We start from the raw sequence: 23,296 nt of genomic DNA on the forward strand, positions 1-23,296 counted from the left end.
TTCCCCATCATTGCTGACAGGGAATTTCAGGAGCTTTCGGCTATAAGCTGTCTAATTGAAGTTAATTTTACTGAGCCTGAATCGTCTCTAGCTTGGCTTCAACTTTCTTGACTACGTTTTCAGGTAAAGGAATATAGCCCAATTCATCTGCGTAAGTCTGTCCTTCGGTTAACGACCAGTTGACTACATCTTTCAAGCCCTGTACCTTATTGGGATCGTCATAATTTTGATACGCCAGCAGCCAAGTATACGTAACGATAGGATAAGAATTATCTCCTTCAGGATCGCTGACAAATGCTCGTAAATCTTCGGGCAAGGTAGCCCCAGCTAAAGCATTAGCAGCACTTTCGCCAGAAGGCGTGACATAATTTCCTGCCTTGTTCTCTAAAGTAGCGGTAGGAATATCCTGCTGTTCGGCATAGCCATACTCAACGTAGCCCAATGCACCTTCGGTTTGAAGGATCTGCGCTGTTACACCTTCATTACCTTTTGCACCAACTCCTGCCGGCCATTGAACAGTTTTACCTTCACCAACTTTCTCTGACCATTCAGGGCTAATTGCGCTGAGGTGTTGAGTGAAAACTCCTGTAGTACCACTACCGTCAGAACGATAAACAACAGTAATGTTGCTGTCTGGCAGGTTAGCATCGGGGTTTAAAGATGCGATCGCTGGATCGTTCCATTTAGTAATTTTGCCTAATAAGATATCTGTATAAACCTGACGAGATAGCCTGAGTTCAGGAACATCGGGTAAATTATAGGCCAAGACAATACTACCAGCAGTCATCGGTAACATAGCCACACCCCGTTCCACCTGCGCGATCTCTTCATCTTCCATGGCTACATCGCTAGCACCAAAATCAACCGTGCCTTGAATAAACTGTTCGACTCCCGCACCACTACCAACAGATTGATAGGCTACCTGAACATTAGGATTTTCTTTGTTGTATTCAGAAAACCATCTTTGATATATAGGTGCGGGAAAACTTGCCCCAGCACCAGTCAAAGATACGGACTCGCCACCAGCATTGCCACCACCAGCATTACCACCTTCACCAGGAGCTTCAGCCCCACCACAAGCAGTAAGACCAAGAGTTAACGCTAGCAGAGGAGCTAAGAGAGCTTTTCGTCTGAGAGAAACTGTAGAAATCATATATACTGTCTTATTTGTTAACTGTTCAGAGTTAGATAGTTTGATAATTTATCGAACAACAATTGCTGGAAATTAAGCAAAAGTTACACTTTTTGTTTCCATAGCTACATTAATTTATCTCGTTTTGATTACTTGTAGATAAAGAAAAGGTTAACAATCAGTTAACTAAACCTTATTTGTAATCATAAAAAAGCAAGGTTAATTTTGCTAACCTTGCCATCAATAAATACTAATTAAGTTAAAGATTTAGAACTGGAAGGTAGTACGCAGAACACCTGCATAAACAGTATCATTTCCACTATTGTGATTAGGATTAAACACTGCATAAGCTCCAGGAGTAATCGAAATGTTGTCGTTAACAGGGAACTTGTACTGTGCTTCGACTAGATAAGAAGTGTCTGGGTCACCACCTGGAATAGTACCTGCTGCTACTGCTGCTGCTGCTTCTTCATTATCTATGCCGAACCTAGGAACCAGACCCCCAGCAAAAGTTAACTGAGAACCTTCTTTTAACAGGTCAAGAAAAGAAACGTTTGCTCCCCAACTCCAGATTTCACCAGAGAGGTTATTATCATCTCCCGCTATCAAACCTTTCACCTTGGAGTAACCACCAAAACCACCTAAGACCAATTTGTCACCAAGGTTGAAGCTAGCTCCTAGACCAAATTTGTCGGCAGTTGTGTCAATTGCGCCAAAGGGTTGAGTAGCAAAACCTTGGTTTAGACCACCTACGGTACTACCAGATTGGTTTACCTCATCGCCTGTTTGGTAGTTGCGAACATAAGTTGCAGTAAGTTCCAAAGCATCAAAAGGAGTGAATTCTAGTTGTCCACCTGCACTAGATGAACCGTTGAATAAACCTTCTTCGCCAGCAGGATCGGCAGCACCATTATCATCATCAACACCAGTGTCAGTTAAATATAGCCCTGTGACAGCTACAGTATCAGGAATAATGTCAAATGAAACACCAGCACCAGCACCGCTAGTACCACGGAAAACCAATGGGTTATAACGGTTGAAGCGAGACAAAGCACCTTCGCTAGTACTTGATAAAAGAGGGTTACTAGTGTTGAAAATATCATCGAAATCCAAACCGTTAGTTCCCACCCATGTAGTGATTCTTTCACCAACTGGGAAACGGTAGAACAATTCGTCAAGCTCTATGTTATTGTCTTCATTTCCATCAAAATTCAAACGAGTTGACTCTGTGCCAGTTACGTCATCACCATAATCTGGTACATTTCCAGCTTCGAGCCTAGTTTGTAACATATCTTGACCAGTAAAACTAGTTTGAAAGTTTAGACGAACGCGATCGCTCAAGGTAGTCTCAGTATCGAGGTCAGATGCATCTTCTGCGTCATCAGCATCATCTTCATCGATTATGCCATCTTGGTTAAAATCGCCAACAAAAGCTTGAAACTGTTCGTCAGTAATATTATCGACACCAAGACTGTCTTCGGCTATGCTTTCGAGATCTTGACCACCACCAAAGGCCTCAGCAACTGCAAAGATTGCCTCACCTTTAAGCTTGGTAGTAGTAGAAAACTGACTGTCTTCTAAAACCGCAGTACGGCTTTCTAGTTCGTCTACTCTGCCACCTAGTGTAGCTAGTTCAGCTTCAAACTCTTGAGACAAACGAGCAATTGTATCCAAATCTTCTTGACTAACAGATTCTTGAGAAGCAATTAGGCGTTCAATTTGGTTTAGGCAAGAATTTAAACCAGCAGCGAATTCGTAACGAGTCAAAGCCTGGTCACCACGATAGGTCTGATTCGGAAAACCAGCAATACAGCCATAGCGATCGACTAAACTACGTAATGCTTCATAAGCCCAGTCTGTGGGAGATACGTCTCTTAACTGGTTAACGTTAGTAACCTGAGATAAACCGCCGCTTTGCTCTAAATTTTGATAGTTATTAATTTTTTCTAGAGTTTGGTTTACTCCTTCTTTCTCAGCTGAGATAGTTTGAGCATTGACCTTGTTACCTGAAAATAAATAAGCTGCCAATAATATAGGAGCAACTTTTACTGCTTGCCAAAATAATCTATTCATTATGTATCCTCACACACCTAAAATATGAATCAACTACTAAACGTAGTATTTATTACAATTTAATTTGGCTTTTGATGATAAACATCGTAGCTAATTAATAACCCAGTATAATCAACTTTGAGATGGATACATTAAAAACCGTGACATTTTATCGACCGCACACTGCACAAGAACATTCTCCATAGCTGAAGCTAGAAAACATAAATTTTACGTTGAGCGTGTTCGACCAAAGCTGGATCTGTTTCTAATGCCTTCGCCAAAATCAATACTAACTTAATTAACTTAAATGGATCAATTAAGGCTATGTAAAGTAAAGGTTAATGTTCAAAGATCTACTAATTTAGCTCGATATATCAACCCCGAACCTACTCTAGTTATAGCTTACGGCAATTTTTCGTAATCTATATTTTATGGTTATTTTTTTAGCTAAAGCAGAAGCCCGTCAATTTCTTTTACCCGTTACGATATAGGTAACTCTTTGGCTAATATTAGTTGCGTGGTCTGCCATTCTTTCTAAATGACGGATAATTAAGCCCAAAAGGAGAATCGGTTCGACTACGCCTGGGACATCTTTTTGAAAAGCGATCGCATCATAAAGGCGATCGTAAGCATCGTCTACAATGTCATCATATTCTTTGACTCTAGCTCCTGCGCTTTGATCCAAATCGGCTAAGGCTACCAAACTTGTCGCTAACATTAGCTGAGCGTGTTCAGACATTTCGGCAATTTCGGGCAACACTTTCTGGGTAGGATATTTCATCAACTTAATTGCTATTTCACTCAAATCTTGAGCGCAGTCTCCAATCCGTTCTAAGTCTCGCACTAGCTGCATAAAAGCACTAAGCATTCGTAAGTCTTGAGCAACGGGTGCTTGCAGCGTCATTAAAGTAGCGCAGTCAGATTCAATTTGTCGATAATAAACATCAATTTGCTGTTCTAGAACGATTATTTTTTGAATCGCATCAAGATCTTGTTCAAATAAAGATTGGTGACTTAGGCGAAATGATTGTTCAACCAAAGTACCCATCCGCAGGACTTCCTGCTGTACTCGCCGAAGAGAACGCTCTAATTGATTTGCCTCTTGATGATTGGCTTTGGGTGATAAAGACACTAACTTCACCATATATATAGTTATTTTAAATAGAAATATGTTTTATATGTTCTATCTTGATAACAAAAACGCTTAATTTTTGCTAACGATTTGTATCTTAATTAACCAAATTAATCAAAATAGATTAAGCTTTTTCAATCTTGTTTATTGGTAAGACTATTTCGAGCCACGCACCACCAAATTGAGGATGATTTTTAGCGGCGATCGCGCCTCCATGAGCCTTAACAATTTGCTCGACAATAGCTAAACCCAAACCGCTACCCTCAGAATAAAAGTTGCTTTCTTGTTCTCTGGCGCGGGATTTGTCTCCTCGATAGAGTCGTTCAAAGATATAGGGCAGATCGGTCGCATTAAACCCCATACCAGAATCGATCACATCGATCTTCACTTTATCTATTGTAGCGGATTCCGCAGCAGTCAGAGGTAATATCTGAACTAAAATTTCTTTGTGCGGTGGATTATGCTTAATGGCATTGTCTAAAAGGTTGAGAAAAACCTGAATTAAACGCGAGCGATCGGCAGAAATCGTTATCTGGAGATCGCCAGCATAGGATAAAGTAACTTCTTTTCGCTTAGCGATCGGTTCTAAAGTTTGCCAAACTGAGTGAATCAAATCATACAGTCTGATAGTTTCATATTTTAAAGCGCGATCGGGAGCAGCCTCTAGCTGAGTTAGATCTAACCATTCCTGTACTAGTTCGATCAGACGATTAGTTTCTTGAAGTAATTGCTCTACCCAACGACGTTCGGGATCTTGTAAACGCCTCATTAGAGTCTCGGCGACTAAAGATATAGAAGTAAGAGGGGTACGCAGTTCATGTGTCAGATCCGAAAAAGTGCGCTCTCGCGATTGCGACAATTCCACTAACGGCTGACGATTTTCAATAAAAACACCTACCTGCTGATTGGATAAAGGAAATCCATAGCCTTTGAGAGCGATCGATTCGACTATTTTTTGTAGCGGTCTATCTATATCGATTTCAAGCTCAGGATCTTGTGGCGAAACATAGCGAGTGAAATAAAAGATCCACTCCTTAGTCTGGGAACGTTGAGAGCGGCGAGTTTCCTCAATTAAAAGATCTAAGTGGTAACAACGTACCAGCTCTAATAACAAACGAACCCGTAGCGATCGCCGAGAATCTATCCGCAGTAACTTTTTCGCACTCTGGTTACAGCCCAAAAGCTGATTTTCAGCATCTACCTGCAAATAACCCATTGGTGCTAGCTCAATCAGATCTTGCCAAGCCTGCTTGTCTCGTTCGAGTATTTTGCGCTGACGGTCAAGATCGCTTAACTCCCGACGTATCAAAGAATGTAATGGTAAAGATATTTCACCATCTTCATCTTTAGTATATGAACTAAGTGTGTTCTTTAACTTTTGTTTAAATCGATATTGTTGACCAGCATAAATGCCAAGACCAACTGCTAATCCTAAGAGAAAATCTAAAGCTGACATGGGGTAGTTGCTAACTCATACTGAGCTAACTGTAGCAAAAGCTCTTAGCTTTAGTACAAACCTATTCACTACTTTAATTCAGATTAGATGTATTACTTTGATTAAGCCTCAATGTTCCCTAGACCAATTATTACCCAAAGCGATAGCCGAAGCCTCTGACGGTAATTAAGTATTCAGGCTGGCTTGGATCTTCCTCTAATTTCTCCCGTAACCAACGGATATGAACATCAACAGTTTTAGTATCTCCTAAAAAGTCCGCTCCCCATACCTGCTCAATTAGCTGTTCCCGTGACCAAACTCGGCGGGGATAGCTCATGAATAATTCAAGTAACTTAAATTCTTTAGGAGACAAATTAACTTCAACCCCCCGAACTGTAACGCGGCATTCCTGAGGAAAAAGACTGATATCGCGGTATTTCTGAACTGAACTAGGAGACGAGCTAGTATATCTTTGACGACGTAATAAAGCGCGACAGCGAGCAATCAACTCTCTCATGCTAAAGGGTTTGCTCAAATAGTCATCTGCTCCCACTTCAAGACCCAATACTCGGTCAGTTTCACTACTTTTGGCGCTAACTACCAAAATAGGCGTAATATCTCCTTGGTAGCGCAATAAGCGACAAATATCTAATCCGTTTACCTCTGGTAACATCAAGTCCAAAATAATTAAGTCGGGAATTAATTTGGCTCGGCTAAAATCAGGGCTTTGTAACATATTCAGGGCAGCTCTGCCGTTGTTAGCAGTATGAACCTCATAGCCTTCTTCTTCTAGTGCAACAGTAACCATGTCTCTAATTAAGTCCTCGTCCTCAATTAGCAAGATCCGATTAGTGTGAGCTAGCTTGGACTTATCAGGAGATTGGAGATTTTGTAGGGAAAGCATAAATAAATACTTTTAATTGTCCGCATTCTTACTTATACACCAAAACCGCTAATTGCGAAATCTTGGTCAAATTAACTGCAAGTTTCTGAGCAAGTTGATTCAATGCATTTAATTAAACTGAACTTAACTTAATTATGACTATTTTTTATGGTTATATTTGTTTCAATATTAGCAGTTCGCTAAATTAACGGTAGTTAACGCCGTATTTATCCCCAAATACGATTAATTATTGCTAAATAAATGGGAATGCCGATAATAATATTGAAGGGGAAAGTTAGCGCTAAAGCCATAGAGATATACAGGCTAGGATTAGCTTCGGGGACGGTCATGCGCATTGCTGCGGGTACAGCTATATAAGAAGCACTGGCACATAACACGGCAAATAAAAGAGCATTACCAGGAGACATCGCGATCGCTTTGGCGATAAAAATACCGATTAGTGCGTTGATTACTGGCATAAAGATGGAAAATGCAATGATAAACGAGCCGCTTTTTCTTAAATCGCCGATCCTTTTAGCTGCAACCAGTCCCATATCTAATAAAAAGAAAGTCAGCATTCCGTAAAATATATCACCAGTAAAAACCTCCAGCCGATCCCAACCATTCTGGCTAGTGACCATGCCTACCAATAGACTACCCAATAAGAGAAAAACCGAACCATTTAAAAAGGCTTCGCGCAAAACTTCTGACCAAGAAAATTTTCCACCTTCTTCGAGATCCTTGCTTTGTGAACTGGTAAACAACCGCGCCAAAATTAAACCAACGATAATTGCTGGAGATTCCATTAGGGCTAAAGCTGCCACCATGTGTCCCCCATATGCGATCGGTGGATTTTGCTGTTCTAAAAATGAACTGGCAGTAACAAAGGTAACGGCACTAATTGAACCATAAGTAGCAGCGATCGCTGCTGCATTATAGGCATCTAGTTTGATCTTCAAAATAAAAAAAGAATAAATCGGCACAATAGCAGCCAAAAGAATTGCTGCCAATAAAGTTAAGGCAATCTCATTATTAATGCCGCTTTCGTGAATCTCATGCCCACCTTTGAACCCAATGGCAAACAGTAGGTAAAGCGAAAACAGTTTAGGTAAAGGATGAGGTATGTCTAAATCAGATTTAAGAAAAACCGCCATCATGCCAATAAAGAAGAATAGAACAGGCGGGTTTAATATATTTGAGAGAATTAAACTAGAGTCCATAATTTAATTTAGTTGCGATCTAATTTAATCTTCTATAAAGTAGGTTTTAAAAATCAATATGGATTCAAAAAGATACATTTGACATTTAATATTTAGATTATTGTATTGCATTCACTAAAGTTATATCCTAATAAATCTTTAATAAACTACCTTTTTATTAATGGATTATTAAAACAAAAATGATTATCTTATCAAATGTTAGAAAATTAAGCCTAAGCCATAATTAGAGCTTATTTTACAGCTGATTATATAATTAGCACTACTTGAGCAAATGATTAGTAGCTAATTTTACGGCTAAAAAACTTTACAATTCTCAACTCGATTAATTAGTTTTTTATAAGTATTGGCAATTTATTAAATAACTGGTTTATTTATAACCGAAGACCCTGAAGGGCCAGGGCCCCTGCTTTCTAAGTATGGGGTAAGCCACGGCGTGGAACATGGTCGTCCAAGCCGACCGTTTCGGCCTCCCGAACGAAGTTTAACGGCTACGCTTTTGATTTTTGAATGTATTCCTTTATCTTAGCTAGAGGTGCGCCTCCGAGAGTCGATACAAAATAGCTGTTTGTCCATAAGGTAGGAAGACGTTTTTTTAACTGTGGAAACTCTTGTCTCAGATACCTAGAGCTTGCACCTTTAAATCTTTTAACAGCTTTGTGAACTCCAAACTGGGGATCTAGAGATATTAAAAGATGTACATGATTTATGTCTTTTACTTCCATTTCTAATATGTCTACTTGAATTTCAGTAGCTATATTTTGCAGAATTTCTTTTAATCTTGTTTCTATCTGTTTGGTCAACCTGCACTCAACAGCATAAAAAAAGCGCTGTCTTAAACCTAGACAGCGCTTTTTTTATTTTAAATTAAAGTGGACTAAGGAAAAGATTTACATTGAAGCACAATTTACATCTCTCTTCTTTTCCTTATTTGATTTTTGATAGCTTCAAAATACTTGTATTTTCTTCAGCCTTACTCACCATTCTGTATTAACAGCTAAGTCGTAGACCGTAACTAATACTAGTACTAGAGAAAGAGACAATATTTCCATATAAAGCTGAACTCTTCTCTGCGGGCAACTGTAATTTAATTTACAGTTTAGTTACTAATGCTATTTTAGGCTATAAGGTTACATCAGGTCAAATAAATTGGCAACTGGAGCTTTTTGTCAAGTAAATAAAGCTGTAGATAAACTGAGCGAAATATTGGCTGAAAGCCTGAATTAAAGCCAAGCGGAAATAAATTTAAAGGCTAGTTTTTTCCTCGATCGCCGATGCCGAATCGATCTCCGCTTCAGGGATATCAAATAATACACTAGTCATATAGTTTTCTGCCCATTCTTCGCCAAAAGCCTTTTCTAAGACACGACGAGTTTTATCATTTTGTTGTTGCTTAGTGCAGTAATATCTTTGCCCGGCCAAATATAATTTTTGCTGTTGGTGCGAGACAGGATTTGATTTTACTGCTTGCTGACAATGAATCCGCAAATAATTAGAGGCTAAATCTAAAAAATCTTGTTCTTCTGCTGCATCGCGAGGGCGTACAAATAGACAAAAATCAGAAAAAATATCCGCCCAAGCGGGTAAGTCTCTAACTTCGGCAAAGCTCACCTCTGGTAAACCTGAAAGCGACTTGATATAGTCAGAAGATAAAGTTTTTTCAGGACTACTGGGAGACAAATCAGCGATCGCCGCACTAATTCCGCCTCTACCTGCCACAATATCACAGCCAAAAATTGGTAAGGGGTATTCTGCATGAGGAAACATCACACAGTGGAGAATATCTAGATTGTTACCAACCTTGGCTAACTCCAGGTGCATTTTACGAAACTGAGGAGTTTGATAACAGCGATTTTCAATTCGCAATCTTTCCCCTTCCAGTTTGCCTTCAACATAACCTAATCCTTCAGGCAAAGTATAAGCTGAGAGTTCTAAATATTTTTGCCAATAGTTGAGGATTCTTTCTGCAAGTCGATGGATCAAAGGATGTTGTTCTTGGCGCAGGGAAGGTTGGGAAGTTTCTAACATTACAGTTATTAAAACGCTTGATCTAGGCAATTAAATAATAGTAGCCACAGATGCCGATAAATTTAACGATATACTGAGACAGACTTTATAGATATATATAGCTATTAATCGTAATAGATTTTAGAACAGGAGATTTAATTATGTTCGGTTTAGGCATCCCTGAAGTCGCTGTGATTGGCTTAGTTGCAGTACTTATTTTTGGTCCCAAAAAAATTCCTGAAATCGGCAGCGCCCTCGGCAAAACTATCAGGGGTTTTAAAGAAGAAATGGATAATCCTCGCTTAGATGAAGAAGAACAAGAGCGAGAATAAACTTGATTAATAATTAATTAGTTGATTAAACCAAGCTTCAAAGCGATCGCCTAAAGCCACTAAAGAATACTCTGCTTCTGCTTGTTGACGACAAGCTATGCGGTCTAGGCGATCGATGTTGTTGATTGCTGCTACTAGTCCTGAAATGCTGTCTGGTTCGACTAAAAAACCTGTTTCACCATCGCGGACAATTTCGGCAGGGCCACCACGACGGTAGGCAATAATCGGCACACCACAGGCTAAAGCCTCGATCGCCACGTTACCAAAAGCTTCAATCCAGCGGGGAGTCATTAACAAAGCGCAACACTTCCCTAACTCCTGCTGTAGCTTCTCAGTATTGAGAAAGCCTAAATATTCTATGGGTGCGTCAGGGTAAGTATGACAAATCTGTGACCAATAATTTTGGTCTTGCATTTTACCAAATATCTTTAAAGGCATCCCCGTAATGTTGACGGCTGCCACGGCATCTTCTAGAGCTTTTTCGGGGGCAATTCGCCCCAACCAGGCCAAACTTGCTTCGGGATGTTGATTAAACTGATATAGGGACAAATCAATCGCACTACTTAAAATTTTACAGTCATGGGCAAATGGGAAAGTATCGGCCTGAGATTGAGTGTATACCCCAAAAGTACCAGGATATTGCTGAATTAGGCGGTGCATTATGCGATCGCTGGCATCAGTCATTGAACCCATACTGATAAAGTGAGCGATCGTCGTCTCAAAAAAAGGAGTTAAATAAAAAGGCAGCCAATCAAAGGCAAAGTTAACGATCAAATCATAATTCTGCTGTACTTGTCGAGCATAGTCCCACATATTAGCCAGCACTGAATTATCGGACAGGCAAATCGGCACATCACGGCGTTGAGTTTGTACGGGAACTTGCAGATTGCCCTCAATCGTAGTTACAGGAATATCAGTCAACCAAGAGCCTTCAGGAGCGACTATTTCTAGCAGGTGTCCCCGACGACGCAACTCTTGGGCTACATTTTGCACGGTTAATTCTACTCCTCCTCCCTGTCCAGAACCCAGAGAGCCTACAGAAGTCGATAACAAAAGAATTTTAAACATTTTTAATTTAAATACTATCTCAGCTAGTATCGCGACGGCTAAATGTGGTTAGTTTGACTTTTTTCTTCTCCTGAGGCTAGATTATGGTTTCCATTGTTAAAATAGTCATCCAACATAGAGAGCGAAGAATCAGAATTTAATTGCTGCAACGCTTGGGTTGCGGTTTGCCTAACTTGTCGATCTGAATCTAGCTGCATTTGTGCTAGCTGTTTGGTAACTGGGGCAAGAAATTTTTTATATAAAGTGGTTAAATCGCGAATCGCGTTAATTCTCACTTCAGGACTTTTAGCTTGGAGCAAGGCAAACAACTCAGTGTTAATCGGCTGAAAATTACGATTGGTAATTTGAGTAACGGCTTTTAAAATTAAGCTTTTATCTATCGAATCCGCCTGGGATATAATTTTGACTAAAGGCTGAATACTTCTAAGATCTCCTATTTTAGCCAACTCCCAGATTGCTTTACGCCTTAGATGGCGATCGCTTTGCTGCAAATCTTGAATCAGTTCCAAAACAACATCAATATGATTAAAATTAGAATTAATTTTTGTTAAACTATTAAATGCTGCCAAATTATCAATCATAGATATATCTTTAACTAGAGAATCTGGCTGAGGTTCAGTCCTACCTCGATCGACCTGAAAATTCTCGCTGTCAACGGCGTTAAAAATTGGGGAAACCTGTTTAATATCTTCAAGGCTAACTGGCTCTTCTATTGCGTTTGAATCTAGCCGAAAATAAGATTGGCTCGGAGCAATTTTTCTGGGCTCGCCTTGAACGTCTTGAGCGCGTTTACTTTTATTTTTAAAATTAATAATAAAATATTTGGGTTTTTTTACGGCAGTCGATCTAGTAATTGCTGGTGAATTTTGGGTTGGTGTTCTAAACAGTAGCCACACTAAATACAAAGATATTGCCGAGGTAATTGCCATACCAGCCAAGAACAAACGCCGATTAATTATTGGAAACGCTTCGGAATTGTCTGAATCATCTGATGCTTCAACCTGTTGACTAGACTGTGGCGATCGTGCCACTTGATAGTTTTGATAGTTGTATTCGGCATTAATTCTCGCTTGTGCGATCGCTGAATGATGATTTGCCTGAGATGTGACTGTATCGGGGATAAAGTTGGACTTGAGGACAGTTAATTCTGTAGCCCTGCTGCTGTTAGTAGTTAAACTAGATAATACAGAACAGATAAAAATAACAATAAAACGCTCATAGATCATAAGGTATGGTTGATTAGAAAAATAATTTTTGTCATTTTTAGCGACTACTGCCCTTTTCCTCTGGTCCTAAACAGCAATTAGCCACAAAAAAGAATTGCTAAAATCGTAACATTGAAATCAAAGCAACAATCAAACCTAGATAGCTAAATTTGATTCAATCACGCTAAACTAAAAACCCCAATTTTTACCGTAATAAAGCCTTGTGGTGTTGGAATAATTTGAAAAAAGTTAATCTCCCGCGCTAGCATAATTATAATTTCAGCTTATGTGGCATCACAATGAGCCAGAAAATTAATCGAGCAAATTATAGTAGGAGCAAACCACGGTTTTTTTCAGATCAACAGTTGCTGTTCATCTCTGCCAAGTTCAGCAACCGATGACGGAAGACTTTGTTTGGTAATCAAATCTTGGATAAACCATAAATCTATTTACATCCAAATAACACACATACACATTATAAATATCAAATACCAATGACAGATAAATTAATCAGAGCCATAGCAGCAGACGGTGGAATTAAAGCCGTTGGCGTTATTACTACCGACTTGACTGAGGAAGCAAGACGCAGACATAAACTCTCCTATGTAGCTACGGCGGCTTTGGGAAGGTCAATGGCTTCGGGATTATTACTAGCCTCTAGCATGAAGAAGGAAGGTTCTAGGGTCAACATTCATGTTAAAGGAGATGGTCCTTTAGGAACGATTTTAGCTGATGCTGGACTAGACGGTACTGTAAGAGGCTATGTCCAAAACCCTGATGTTGAACTTCCTCCCAATGATTTGGGCAAGCTAGATGTAGGCAAAGCGGTAGGTCGTAATGGTTATTTACATGTAGTTCGCGACGTTGGCTATGGACAGCCATATTCAAGTACTGTCCAGTTAGTTTCAGGAGAGGTAGGAGAAGACGTTGCTAGTTATTTAGTTACTTCCGAACAAACGCCATCGGCTTTATTAGTTGGTGTTTTTGTCGGTGAAATGGGAGTTACCGCAGCGGGAGGAATTTTATTACAAATCATGCCCAAAGCAGCAAGAGATCAATCTTTGGTTGATTTATTAGAGTCCCGCGTGTCGCAATTATCTGGATTTACTCCTCTGTTACTCCAAGGCAAAACTCTCAAAGAAATTATGGGAGAATTATTAGGAGATTTAGATCTGTTTATTTTTCCTGAGTTTCATGAAGTCCGCTTTAATTGTGGCTGTTCTTTTCCCAGAGTTATGGGCGCACTGAAAATGCTGGGCGAAGCAGAATTACAGGACATGATTGAAAAAGATGAGGGAGCAGAAGCAATCTGCCAATTTTGTGGCGAAGTTTATCAAGCAGACGAAATGCAGCTAACCCAGTTAATCGCTGATTTGAGAAGGGAATAGAATATAGCTAACCCAGCCTAATTAGAGTTTGGTGAATTCGATCGATATCGTTGAAACTAGCTAAATTTGCCATTAAACAGCATCTAGATTTGAATCTAAATCAAAACTTTATCAGCTTGACACACTCACAATATCTACACTAGAAAATCAAGTGATAAGATAGGGTACGATTTAACCTCCACCAGGAGTAAGCAAATTAAAGAGAAAGTTACTGGCATCACATCAGGTAATTTATGGCGATAAACAAAGAACCACGAAACTCTGGCTCAGATGCAACTAGCAAGACTAATGCTAAAATAAACCGTCAAAAACCAGAGCAGTCAGATTTGGGCTCTAGCCTTCAAAATTTTCCCGAGAAGGTTTTAGTACCTGTAACTCCTCAAGCATCTTCCTCAATGATCGATTCAGCAACTACTACCGTTCATTCGCAGAAAAGACCTTTATGGAAAACGTGGCAGCTTTGGGGAATCTTGCTGGTATTGTGTTCTGGTGGAATTGGTTATGGTGCAACTTCAATGCTGTTGAAGCTGCCAAAAACCCAAAGCTGCTCTAAGGTATTTTGGCCAGTCGCTTCTGCCTCGATTCGCCTTTATTGCGCTCAAAATGCAGCTGAAGATAGAAATGTTGAGGATTTGTTATCCGCCATCAAGTTAGTCGCCGTATTACCCGGCAATCACCCGTTAAAACCAGAAATAGATCGCAATATTGACCGCTGGGCAACTTCAATTCTCGACATTGGCGAAGAAGAGTTTCAGTCGGGAAAATTAGAACAAGCGATCGCTACGGCGAAAAAAATTCCTGCCAATGTCTCGGCGAGAGACTTAGTCGCTCAAAAAATTGATGACTGGGAAACTATTTGGTCAGAGGGTGAAGAAATCTACGAGCAGGTAGAAAACAAGCTTCGCGAAGCTGACTGGAACGGCGCATTTACTTGGGCAGTTCGTTTGACCGATAGCTCCAATAATTATTGGGCGACTACTAAGTATGAAGAAAGCATTAACAATATCAACGTTGCTCAAGAAGAAAATGCCAGCCTGAATAAAGCTCAAATTCAGGTTACTAGTGGCAAAATTGATGACCTGATTTTAGCTATTAATAAAGCAGATGATATCGATCGCGATAGCTATGCTTACGAGCAGGCTCAGGAAATTATTGCTGAGGCTAAAGAAAAGTTGGTGGCTAATATCGAGCAGCTAATCGAACAACAGGATTGGCGACAACTGCTTCAGCTAACAAACCGTATTCCTAGCAGCTTAAAACTGCAAAAGCGGAATAAAAATTGGCAAATTTTAGCAAATGCTGGCTCTAGCGCCCAGTTAGATACGGTGTTTGGCATCGAAGAAGCGATCGCCGAAGCCAAAAAACTGAAGCGAGGTAGTGAATATTATCAATTAGGTCAAAAGCTAATTCGTCGTTGGGAACTAGAAATTGATGATGTTGCTCATTTGGCAAAAGCCAGAGATCTAGCCAGAGTCGGCACCATCGCTAATCTGAGTAAAGCTATTAGCGAAGCGAATTTAATTCCTAATGGTAATCCCCGCTATAGCGAAGCTAGTCAAGAAATAGCTGAGTGGCGCGGACAGATACAGACCATTGAAGACCAACCTGTCTTAAGTCGTGCTAAAGAATTATCCTACGGTAACAGCGTTAATGCTTGGCAAAGAGCGATCGCGGAGGCTAACTTAATCTCTTCCAATAGCCCTCTTTACCCTGAAGCTCAAGAAGAAGTTAGAAGCTGGCGTGCCAATATTCAACGAGTTGAAGACCAACCGATTCTTGATGAAGCAGAATCTTTTGCCAACCTTAATAATTATGCCGCAGCCATTGAAACCGCTAGAAAAATTGGCTCGGGCAGAGCTTTATCCTCGGAAGCTCAAAATAAAATCGCACGTTGGCAACAGGAAATAGATGGACAAAGATACTATCGCGAAGCTAGTAATTTAGCCCAACAGGGTACGCCAGAAGCTCTCGCTCGGGCAATCTCAACTGCCAGACAGGCTTCTAGTAATAGTTCGGTTGGTTATCAGGTAGTGCAGGATGTCAATGACTGGGCAGATCAAATCTTGGCTATAGCTAGACAAGCTTCTAATAGTTCTCTCGAAAGGGCGATCGCGATCGCCGAACAGGTTCCCTCTGGCACAACTAGCTTTACTCCTGCTCAAAAAGAAATTAAAGTCTGGCAAATACAGCTCAACCCTCCTCAGCCAGAAGCTTTACCTCCTACCTTTAAACTAGAGAAGCTCAGAAAAGAACGAGATAATTAATCGACCCAGAGTAGTTTACTTTCTCAAATCTATGCCCATTCCCTCACGTCGCACTCGCAGATCGTAATAAATTACCGCTTTAATTGCTTGCCAGAAGGGAACCATTAATGCACTAGCCGCCAAAAGAAAAATAATATAGATTAAAATTGCGATAATTCCTAACCCGCTTATATTAGCGGAACTATCTAATCCAGAGCCAATTATCAACTGGATGATTACACTCAAGAGATTAATTACCAAAGCGATCGGGATACTAATTAAAAAAGCGAGAAAAACGACTATTTGAATTCGACCTACAGCTCCTTTAGTTAGCTGCCAACTTCTGCTGATAGTACTAGTGGCAGTTATATTTTCTTCAACTGCTAAGGGAAGCTCAACCAAAAATAAACGAGAAATTAGCCAAATTAACCCAAAAATTAACAATAAAACCGCAGCAGTTATCAATATAATGCTTACGACTACTACTAATAAGTCATTAGAACTTTGTTCTACAATAACTCCAGATATCACGCCAATGATGCCAAACACTATCAGATAAGCAATCATCGCTCCCAAAAAAATTAGGCCAACTAATAGTCCTGCTACCAAAAAATCCCACATTTTTGGTTTGGTATAGCGTTGAGCATCTCGAACTGTTTCTGGTTGTTCGGCAATTTCTCCATAAGCCAGACGAGAAATTAACCCCATCATGGCTGAATATTTTGCCCAGCCATAAACAGGTACTAATATCCACAAGTAACCAATGAAAGCTAATTTATAATAGTTGGGGAAATTATCGCGATAAATACGTAATCCAGCACTGACAACGTTACCAACACTTAAGGGTTTCATAGTCTAGAACTCCCTCCTGGGGACGATTGACAAACTTGCATAATTTAAGCAACTAAGCACTAATAATTTAATCTTTCCCTGAAAAGCTGTACAACTAACTATTGAGCAAACTAATATTAAGCCGAACAACAATAATATGATCGACCTAGTAATTGGGGTAGATTTGGGTGGAACTGCGATTAAGATGGGGCAGTTTCTTCAAGATGGGACTTGCCTAAAGACGATTACTTTAGCTACTCCTCAACCTGCCAACCCCAAGCCAGTGATTAAGACGATCGCCCAAGGAGTAAAGCAGCTTAATCTAGATTATACCTGTGGCGCGATCGGTCTAGGTATGCCAGGCCCTACAGATAAAGCCAGACGCATTGCTCTCAAGTCGATCAATCTTCCAGGATGGGACGATGTTCCTGTAGCCGACTGGTTGGAGGCTCAAACTGGATTACCTACCGTGTTAGAAAATGATGCTAACTGTGCTGCTATTGGCGAAGCTTGGTTAGGTGCGGGAAGAGAGTTTAAGGATTTTATTTTGCTGACTTTAGGTACTGGCGTGGGAGGAGGAATATTTCTTGATGGCAAATTATTTACTGGTCGTTATGGTGCAGCTGGAGAGTTAGGTTTAATTACCCTCAATCTGAATGGTTATCCTTGTCGTAGCGGTAATCAGGGTTCACTAGAGCAATATACCTCCATCGGTTCAATTCAGCGCAGTATGGGCAACGAACCAGTAGCAATGAGTAAGCTGGCTCAAGCAAAAGATCCAGTCGCTCTAAAATTCTGGCAGGATTACGGTAAAACTCTTGGTGCAGGACTTGCCAGCTTAATTTATGTGCTAACTCCTGAAGCAGTAATTATTGGCGGCGGAATTAGTGCCAGTTCTGAGTTTTTTCTGCCAAGTACCTTAAAAGAAATTGAAAAAAGAGTCGTATCTGTTTCTCGACAAGGATTACAGTTGCTTAGCGCTGAACTAGGTAATCAAGCAGGAATGTTAGGCGCAGCAAAATTGGTTTGGAATCAGATCGAAGAAAAAAAATTTAACAGTATTTTAGATAAATAGGATCGCTTATCAAAATAAAATTTTTGATTTCTAATGAATAAAGCATTTACTGATTATTACAAATGAAATACTTGATTTAAGGCAACCAAGGATTAGGAAGGAATTTTGTCCAGTCTCGAATCGTTTTATTAATCGTTCTTGCTACCTGGATATGGGGTTCATCGGCTTCGATAGGTATAATCTTTGCCTGAGTACCGATACCAAACTGATTGATGAGTGAGTTAGCAGCTTCCAAACCCGTGACATAAGCCTTTTCCTGTGACCATGAACCATGACGGGTTACAATCCAGTCACCGCTCATATATAAATTAGGAATATCAGTTTTAACCGAGAGTAAATTTTGATAACTACCAGGAAAAAAGTGCGTTACACCTTCTTTGACACGGATTACGCTACTGTCTATTACTTTGGCTGCATTAAAGGCGGGAACACAGGTAGCAAGATCACGGTGTACTTTGCTAATAATTTGCTCGTCTGTCATCGGTAACAACTGATTAGCATGATAAAAGTCAGCTTCAATCACTGTATTGGGTTCGTTTCGGTATTCATCATGCAGATCGTTGAGATCGAAAAATGTCCAGCCAGTTGTGGCATCAAAACCAAAACAAGCATTAGAAGGCAAGGGAATATGAAGCTGGCGATCGAACCAAAGACGGGTGGCTAAAACATCAATCCCTTTGAGATTTGACAGGTTGCGGAATTGAGCATAGTTATTCAAAGTGCTGCTGCTGGAGACAATTTTTTTGATTCCCGTAATGCTTACTCCAGAAACGATCGCATCCGCAGCCAAAAATTCGGCCCCACATTTAACTCCTGTTGCTATTCCCGACTCATCAACGACAATATCGGTTACTCTTTTATTAGTCAGTACCTTACCGCCAGCTTGTTCGATTTTGGCAATCCAGGGTTTAAAGATTTTTTCGCCAACAGTACCGCGACACCACACCACATCAAAATCAGGCTGATGCGCCAGAATAAAATAATATAGCATTCCTAAAGCTGCTGCTGCGGAACATTGCTCTCCTGGCGCAAATAAACCTACCAGTAGCATCGGTTCAAAAGATTCCTGGTATAGTTTCTCAGTCACTCCGTACTGTTTAAACAATTCCCTGGCCGTCATTTTGTCGTACCTTAGCCAAGCCTCATCAGAGTTATCAAAGTCAACCACCGCATACAGCAGAGGCAAAGCAGAAAGGCGATCGCTCAAAGGCAAACGTTTAAATTTAGTATAAGCAAACGTACCCAAAGGCGCAGGTAATCGGGGTTGATCCTGAAAGATCGGCGACTCTACTTCCAATCCCGCAGGTGAGTACTGAGAAGATCGGGTAAAACGGGTAAAAGGATCGAGTCCAAGTTGCTTAACCTGGCTGAAAATATTGCGGTAGGGATACCAAAAGCCGTGAATTCCTCCCTCAACCGATCTTCCTCCTGAAGTTTTCCAACCCGCTACCAAACCTCCAGGATAAGGTGCTGCTTCTAAGACAGTTACATCGTAACCTTGCTCAACTAAATGGGAGGTGGCAGCTAAACCCGCCCAACCTGCACCGATAACTATAACTTTTTTCTGTTCTGACATTGGTCGGTCGATTTGTTGTTTACCTAAGCGGTTATCAATACTTAATTTGATATTAGATGGTTTAACCAAGAAATAAAGCTAAAGAGCGATCGCACTATCCTAGTGCGAAGCTATGACGGTAGCCCAAAAGTTGTTTGATTAGTTGTCCGTAACCCAAACGGGTTGGAGCGCTCGCTCTTTAGCTCGGCGCAACCCCAATGACCGTATAAACGGAAACGATCGAACAGTAACTTGCTTTTATGGTAGTATTCTCAGCCTAGTTTTTTAAATAAGATTCTGTTTTATTTATATTCATTACTAATGCTCATTACGAGCAAACTACCGCCATATCTACCTGATAAAATGCTTGTCACTCTATGAAGATATCCATATTGTACAGTTACATAAGACTAATGCAATGAATAAACCCAATCTTGCAGAAGAACAAATATTTGTAAATTCTTTCCACGCGTTAGATGCGGCTCAGTTTTCCGAAAACAGAACTAAATTAGAATTTGAATATTTTATCAGTCAGCAACTAGGCAATCAGGAAAATCTCAAGGTTTTGGAAATTGGTTGTGGTTCAGTGAGTCACATTAATTTGGGCAAAAATCCCTACCTAGTAGGTATCGACGTTGCTGCACAACAATTAGAAAGAAATACAAGTCTGCATGAAAAGATTGTCGCCAATATAGAAAAATATCAGCTGCCAGAATCAGAATATGATGTTATTGTTTCTTGGTGGGTTTTAGAACATCTTGCTCGTCCAGATTTAGTTTTAAAAAATTGCCAACAAGCCCTTAAACCCAACGGTATACTGATTCTTGTTTCGCCCGATCCTGGGGCTTTAAAAGGACTAATTACCAAATTTAGCCCTCAATGGTTTCATGTTTTTATTTCTCGCTATATTTTCGGCTACTCACAAGCTGGAGTTGAAGAACAAGGCCCTTTTAAAACTTATTTAAAAGAGTCAATGAGTCCTCAATATATTAACAAGTTTGCCGAAAACAATAATTTATCTGTCGAACTTTTTCAAATGTACGAAAACTACTGGCAGGAAGCACTAAGAAGAAAATATTGGTTAGCTAATGTAGTCTGGAGTGTGGGTAAAATAATTCTAGAATCTCTAAGTTTTGGATATATCAAGGTTAAATATACCGACTATAGATTTTTTATCAGAAAAGTTTGAATTATATTTCCCCAGGAAATATTGCATAAGACTAGACTGCGAGCGCTAATTTTGAGTTTAGGTTGTTTTTACCTGAATAATATTAGTACCATTCATCAATTTGAAACTTAATACTAACTGTACTAATTCAGACTAATTATTATCAATTAATCTTTGTAACTTGTCACTGGACAAAGCTTCTCCGCCATAATTTTCGTATTGCTGGATACTAGCAGAAGTTAGAGCGGCATTGTAACCGATACTTACCTCATTTGAAACCCAATCATCACGGCGATCGTTATGTGGATGTTCTTGTGGTTTTGTCAAGCCACCAACTAAAGCTCCAATCAGCAAATGATCGTTAAACTTTGAACTACCGTCTAATGGCGCAGAACCAGCAGAGCTACGATGATGAACGCGTCGGGGAAAATTTTCGCCAAAGCCAACTACATAACTGTAATTGCGAGGATTATCCCCTAAAAGATAATTTAGCTGGCTAGTAGCAAAGTTGGCGTAAGATTGGTTAGGCTCGACAAAATCTGAATACCACTCAGCTATATATCCCGTCGCCAAACTCAAAGAAGCCGAACCCCATTCAGTACGATAAGCAAATCCGTCAGGACTATATTCCACAGGTGGAACACCTTCGATCCATTTGCCCAGCCAACGATCAACTTCAGATTTGAAATAAGGATCTGAGCTTTCTTTAGCCACTAGAGCATACGCAGCATAAGAATGATCGTCTGCCGCATAACTCCAGTCTCCTGAAGATTTAATCTGCTCGCGAAGATAATTTTCGGCTTTTGTCAGATAGGCGCTTTCTCCCGTAGCGCGATATAGCCAAGCAGCTCCCAAAGCTAACTCGTCCCAATAGCCTGACCAACTAGTATAGAAAGGGTTAACAGCTTCTACCGAATCAGAATACTTTGCTTTATGGGTTTCAGCAAAATCGTATAAAGTAATCGCATTCTGCAACAATTTAGCCGAATAATCATCGTCAATTCCTCTAAATAGCATCGAAGCAGAAGCCAACGCTGATGCTGTACCAGCTGCCACATCAGAACCAGGGTTTTCTGGGTCAATAGCATAAGAAGGTCGCTTAGTTTTTGATTCAATCTCCTCAGCGGGAACCCAATATTGATGGTCACTGGCATCTCCTACCTGCACCCAAAGACGGGCAGTTTTTCCGCTGCTGTCAATTTCGTGTGCTTTGAGAAACCAGTCTGTCCCCCACTTTACTGTTTTAAGCAATTCGTCTAATTGACCTGATTGTTGATATGCTTCTCGATAATCTACGCCACCCCATGACAGCATAGTCATACTAAAGGCAAAAGGTTGAGCAAAGATAATATGGTCTCCTGCATCATAATACCCTCCAGTTAAATCTCGACCAACATCAGCTCCATCATTTAAGGTTGCACTACTGCGCCATTTTACTCTTTGGTCGTCAGGTAACGAGCCAGAACGATTCGCTTCATAAAAAAGTAAGCTTTTTTGCAGCACTTCACCATATGCAAATCGACCAGTTCCCGGTTTACGTGATTGACTATTAGAACTATTGCTAGTTTCTTCGATGATTGCTATTGCATCATTAGAGTTAGAGGCCATTTTAGCAACAGCTAAAAAAATTAATCCTGAGCCTAATAGCCCACAAGATAAAAACAAAAGTAGTTTTTTGATCATTGTTTTAAATTTTTTGAATTATATGTGTAAGATAAAAACATACTAACTATTGGTAGTCTGTCAACGTTGTTTGGTGAAATACCTCAAATCCCGATCGCATTAAACATTAAACATTAAACATTTAACATTTATTATTTACTGTTCAATGTTTAATGTTTGGTCACTGTTTATTTCAATTTTGACAAAGTACCAAAAAGTGTAGTCACAGATTACTCTGTTTTTGATTTAAGTTTTTTTGTTGATTGGATACTTGTTTAATAAATTCAATAGGGTAATTCTTTAGTCCAGCTTCTGTTTTTAGTTGATTCTATAATACTATTTTTTCAATATTGACTTTTGACAGCACAGTACGAGCATCTTTTGATTTGACTAAAAAGCGATCGCCATAATGAAATCTAAGTTTTGTCAACGGAACTCTTAGGCAAGCAATCGGGTTGGCTGGGGAAAAAAAGCATCCTGACATTATTCTCAATATTAACAAGTAGTTTATTCTGATAAAATTGTTTATAGGCACAACAATTTAATATTAAAGGTATAAATATGGAAAATAAAACGCCTAATGATGCCAATTACGATCGTGGCATAACTTCGGCTGAAACCGCAGCCAGAATGGAACGAGAAGGCGACAATTTTAAAAAACAGCCCGATAAAGAGGGAGATCTTGATACCACTTCTGGTTATACAACGGATCGTGAAGGCTTAGCTAATAACTATGCAATTGAGCCTGAAATGTATATTGAAGAACCAGGAGATTTAAAAGAACAGCAAGAACAAGAAAAAGCCGAACGTGCTGAAGAATTAAAAGAAATTAACGAACCAGGCGGAAAAGGACCAGGATTGGTTTAAGAGCCAAAAATAAAGCTTAATAGCCAAAAATCAGCTCCAAAATT

The 23,296-nt window shown here is 39.9% G+C and carries 18 protein-coding genes and 1 pseudogene; 6 read left to right on the plus strand and 13 right to left on the minus strand.

The features are described from left to right. Positions 1-67: 67 nt before the first annotated feature. The 8 genes and pseudogenes from pstS to V6C71_07340 all read right to left on the minus strand — a co-directional run bounded on the left by pstS (position 68) and on the right by V6C71_07340 (position 9,879). On the minus strand, positions 68-1,153 hold the full coding sequence (gene pstS, locus V6C71_07305) for a phosphate ABC transporter substrate-binding protein PstS (GenBank protein ID HEY9768303.1): 1,086 nt from the start codon (positions 1,151-1,153) through the stop codon (positions 68-70). Positions 1,154-1,399: 246 nt separating this feature from the next. Next, positions 1,400-3,205, minus strand: coding sequence for an iron uptake porin (locus V6C71_07310; GenBank protein HEY9768304.1), 1,806 nt, complete (start codon positions 3,203-3,205; stop codon positions 1,400-1,402). A 442-nt stretch (positions 3,206-3,647) separates the two neighbouring features. Beyond that, the gene (phoU, locus tag V6C71_07315) at positions 3,648-4,328 is read right to left on the minus strand and encodes a phosphate signaling complex protein PhoU (GenBank protein HEY9768305.1); all 681 of its coding nucleotides are present in this window, start codon (positions 4,326-4,328) and stop codon (positions 3,648-3,650) included. 112 nt (positions 4,329-4,440) lie between these two features. Continuing rightward, positions 4,441-5,772: a HAMP domain-containing sensor histidine kinase gene (locus V6C71_07320; GenBank protein HEY9768306.1), complete on the minus strand. Its 1,332-nt coding sequence runs from the start codon at positions 5,770-5,772 to the stop codon at positions 4,441-4,443. Positions 5,773-5,902: 130 nt separating this feature from the next. Further along, positions 5,903-6,655 (minus strand): response regulator transcription factor, encoded by a 753-nt coding sequence (locus V6C71_07325; GenBank protein ID HEY9768307.1) that lies wholly within the window; start codon positions 6,653-6,655, stop codon positions 5,903-5,905. 206 nt (positions 6,656-6,861) lie between these two features. Then, positions 6,862-7,854 carry a sodium-dependent bicarbonate transport family permease gene (locus V6C71_07330; protein HEY9768308.1) on the minus strand — a complete coding sequence of 331 codons (993 nt, stop codon included), beginning with the start codon at positions 7,852-7,854 and terminating at the stop codon, positions 6,862-6,864. A 488-nt stretch (positions 7,855-8,342) separates the two neighbouring features. Beyond that, positions 8,343-8,642 (minus strand): annotated as a pseudogene (tnpA, locus tag V6C71_07335) (IS200/IS605 family transposase). Between the two features lie 454 nt (positions 8,643-9,096). Next, on the minus strand, positions 9,097-9,879 hold the full coding sequence (locus V6C71_07340) for a phycocyanobilin:ferredoxin oxidoreductase (protein ID HEY9768309.1): 783 nt from the start codon (positions 9,877-9,879) through the stop codon (positions 9,097-9,099). A gap of 140 nt (positions 9,880-10,019) precedes the next feature. Between V6C71_07340 and tatA the strand changes: the two genes are divergently transcribed. Next, the gene (gene tatA, locus V6C71_07345; GenBank protein ID HEY9768310.1) at positions 10,020-10,190 is read left to right on the plus strand and encodes a twin-arginine translocase TatA/TatE family subunit; all 171 of its coding nucleotides are present in this window, start codon (positions 10,020-10,022) and stop codon (positions 10,188-10,190) included. Positions 10,191-10,196: 6 nt separating this feature from the next. Here the strand turns inward: tatA and V6C71_07350 are convergent, their stop codons facing one another. Together V6C71_07350 and V6C71_07355 are read right to left on the minus strand one after the other, a co-directional pair. Next, positions 10,197-11,258: a glycosyltransferase family 4 protein gene (locus V6C71_07350; GenBank protein HEY9768311.1), complete on the minus strand. Its 1,062-nt coding sequence runs from the start codon at positions 11,256-11,258 to the stop codon at positions 10,197-10,199. Positions 11,259-11,296: 38 nt separating this feature from the next. Continuing rightward, positions 11,297-12,484 (minus strand): HEAT repeat domain-containing protein, encoded by a 1,188-nt coding sequence (locus V6C71_07355; GenBank protein HEY9768312.1) that lies wholly within the window; start codon positions 12,482-12,484, stop codon positions 11,297-11,299. A gap of 473 nt (positions 12,485-12,957) precedes the next feature. Between V6C71_07355 and hslO the strand changes: the two genes are divergently transcribed. After that, on the plus strand, positions 12,958-13,851 hold the full coding sequence (gene hslO, locus V6C71_07360; protein HEY9768313.1) for an Hsp33 family molecular chaperone HslO: 894 nt from the start codon (positions 12,958-12,960) through the stop codon (positions 13,849-13,851). 233 nt (positions 13,852-14,084) lie between these two features. After that, positions 14,085-16,115 (plus strand): chromosome segregation ATPase, encoded by a 2,031-nt coding sequence (locus V6C71_07365; GenBank protein ID HEY9768314.1) that lies wholly within the window; start codon positions 14,085-14,087, stop codon positions 16,113-16,115. Between the two features lie 15 nt (positions 16,116-16,130). Here V6C71_07365 and V6C71_07370 read toward each other — a convergent pair whose 3' ends face one another. Beyond that, complete coding sequence (locus V6C71_07370) at positions 16,131-16,946, minus strand: hypothetical protein (protein HEY9768315.1); 816 nt, start codon at positions 16,944-16,946, stop codon at positions 16,131-16,133. A 136-nt stretch (positions 16,947-17,082) separates the two neighbouring features. Here V6C71_07370 and V6C71_07375 point away from each other — a divergent pair, with 136 nt between their 5' ends. Further along, positions 17,083-18,000 carry an ROK family protein gene (locus tag V6C71_07375; GenBank protein HEY9768316.1) on the plus strand — a complete coding sequence of 306 codons (918 nt, stop codon included), beginning with the start codon at positions 17,083-17,085 and terminating at the stop codon, positions 17,998-18,000. Positions 18,001-18,076: 76 nt separating this feature from the next. On the opposite strand, the gene V6C71_07380 is transcribed toward V6C71_07375, so the two are convergent. Further along, complete coding sequence (locus V6C71_07380; GenBank protein ID HEY9768317.1) at positions 18,077-19,645, minus strand: FAD-dependent oxidoreductase; 1,569 nt, start codon at positions 19,643-19,645, stop codon at positions 18,077-18,079. Between the two features lie 328 nt (positions 19,646-19,973). Between V6C71_07380 and V6C71_07385 the strand changes: the two genes are divergently transcribed. Continuing rightward, positions 19,974-20,744: a methyltransferase domain-containing protein gene (locus V6C71_07385; GenBank protein HEY9768318.1), complete on the plus strand. Its 771-nt coding sequence runs from the start codon at positions 19,974-19,976 to the stop codon at positions 20,742-20,744. Between the two features lie 132 nt (positions 20,745-20,876). Here the strand turns inward: V6C71_07385 and V6C71_07390 are convergent, their stop codons facing one another. Further along, on the minus strand, positions 20,877-22,406 hold the full coding sequence (locus V6C71_07390) for a glycoside hydrolase family 9 protein (GenBank protein HEY9768319.1): 1,530 nt from the start codon (positions 22,404-22,406) through the stop codon (positions 20,877-20,879). Between the two features lie 540 nt (positions 22,407-22,946). Here V6C71_07390 and V6C71_07395 point away from each other — a divergent pair. Beyond that, on the plus strand, positions 22,947-23,252 hold the full coding sequence (locus V6C71_07395; GenBank protein ID HEY9768320.1) for a hypothetical protein: 306 nt from the start codon (positions 22,947-22,949) through the stop codon (positions 23,250-23,252). Positions 23,253-23,296 lie beyond the last annotated feature (44 nt).

Origin of the sequence: Coleofasciculaceae cyanobacterium, from assembly GCA_036703275.1 — a bacterium.
In the GTDB taxonomy this organism is placed as follows: Bacteria; Cyanobacteriota; Cyanobacteriia; order Cyanobacteriales; family Xenococcaceae; genus Waterburya.

Bases quoted from the DNA above. Each gene is read 5' to 3' on its own strand.
- V6C71_07375 (HEY9768316.1), top strand. From the start codon at position 17,083: ATGATCGACCTAGTAATTGGGGTAGATTTGGGTGGAACTGCGATTAAG.
- V6C71_07340 (HEY9768309.1), bottom strand. From the start codon at position 9,879: ATGTTAGAAACTTCCCAACCTTCCCTGCGCCAAGAACAACATCCTTTG.
- V6C71_07330 (HEY9768308.1), bottom strand. From the start codon at position 7,854: ATGGACTCTAGTTTAATTCTCTCAAATATATTAAACCCGCCTGTTCTA.
- tatA (HEY9768310.1), top strand. From the start codon at position 10,020: ATGTTCGGTTTAGGCATCCCTGAAGTCGCTGTGATTGGCTTAGTTGCA.
- V6C71_07310 (HEY9768304.1), bottom strand. From the start codon at position 3,205: ATGAATAGATTATTTTGGCAAGCAGTAAAAGTTGCTCCTATATTATTG.
- V6C71_07390 (HEY9768319.1), bottom strand. From the start codon at position 22,406: ATGATCAAAAAACTACTTTTGTTTTTATCTTGTGGGCTATTAGGCTCA.
- V6C71_07370 (HEY9768315.1), bottom strand. From the start codon at position 16,946: ATGAAACCCTTAAGTGTTGGTAACGTTGTCAGTGCTGGATTACGTATT.
- V6C71_07365 (HEY9768314.1), top strand. From the start codon at position 14,085: ATGGCGATAAACAAAGAACCACGAAACTCTGGCTCAGATGCAACTAGC.
- V6C71_07320 (HEY9768306.1), bottom strand. From the start codon at position 5,772: ATGTCAGCTTTAGATTTTCTCTTAGGATTAGCAGTTGGTCTTGGCATT.
- V6C71_07325 (HEY9768307.1), bottom strand. From the start codon at position 6,655: ATGCTTTCCCTACAAAATCTCCAATCTCCTGATAAGTCCAAGCTAGCT.
- V6C71_07350 (HEY9768311.1), bottom strand. From the start codon at position 11,258: ATGTTTAAAATTCTTTTGTTATCGACTTCTGTAGGCTCTCTGGGTTCT.
- hslO (HEY9768313.1), top strand. From the start codon at position 12,958: ATGACAGATAAATTAATCAGAGCCATAGCAGCAGACGGTGGAATTAAA.
- V6C71_07395 (HEY9768320.1), top strand. From the start codon at position 22,947: ATGGAAAATAAAACGCCTAATGATGCCAATTACGATCGTGGCATAACT.
- V6C71_07355 (HEY9768312.1), bottom strand. From the start codon at position 12,484: ATGATCTATGAGCGTTTTATTGTTATTTTTATCTGTTCTGTATTATCT.
- phoU (HEY9768305.1), bottom strand. From the start codon at position 4,328: ATGGTGAAGTTAGTGTCTTTATCACCCAAAGCCAATCATCAAGAGGCA.
- V6C71_07385 (HEY9768318.1), top strand. From the start codon at position 19,974: ATGAATAAACCCAATCTTGCAGAAGAACAAATATTTGTAAATTCTTTC.
- pstS (HEY9768303.1), bottom strand. From the start codon at position 1,153: ATGATTTCTACAGTTTCTCTCAGACGAAAAGCTCTCTTAGCTCCTCTG.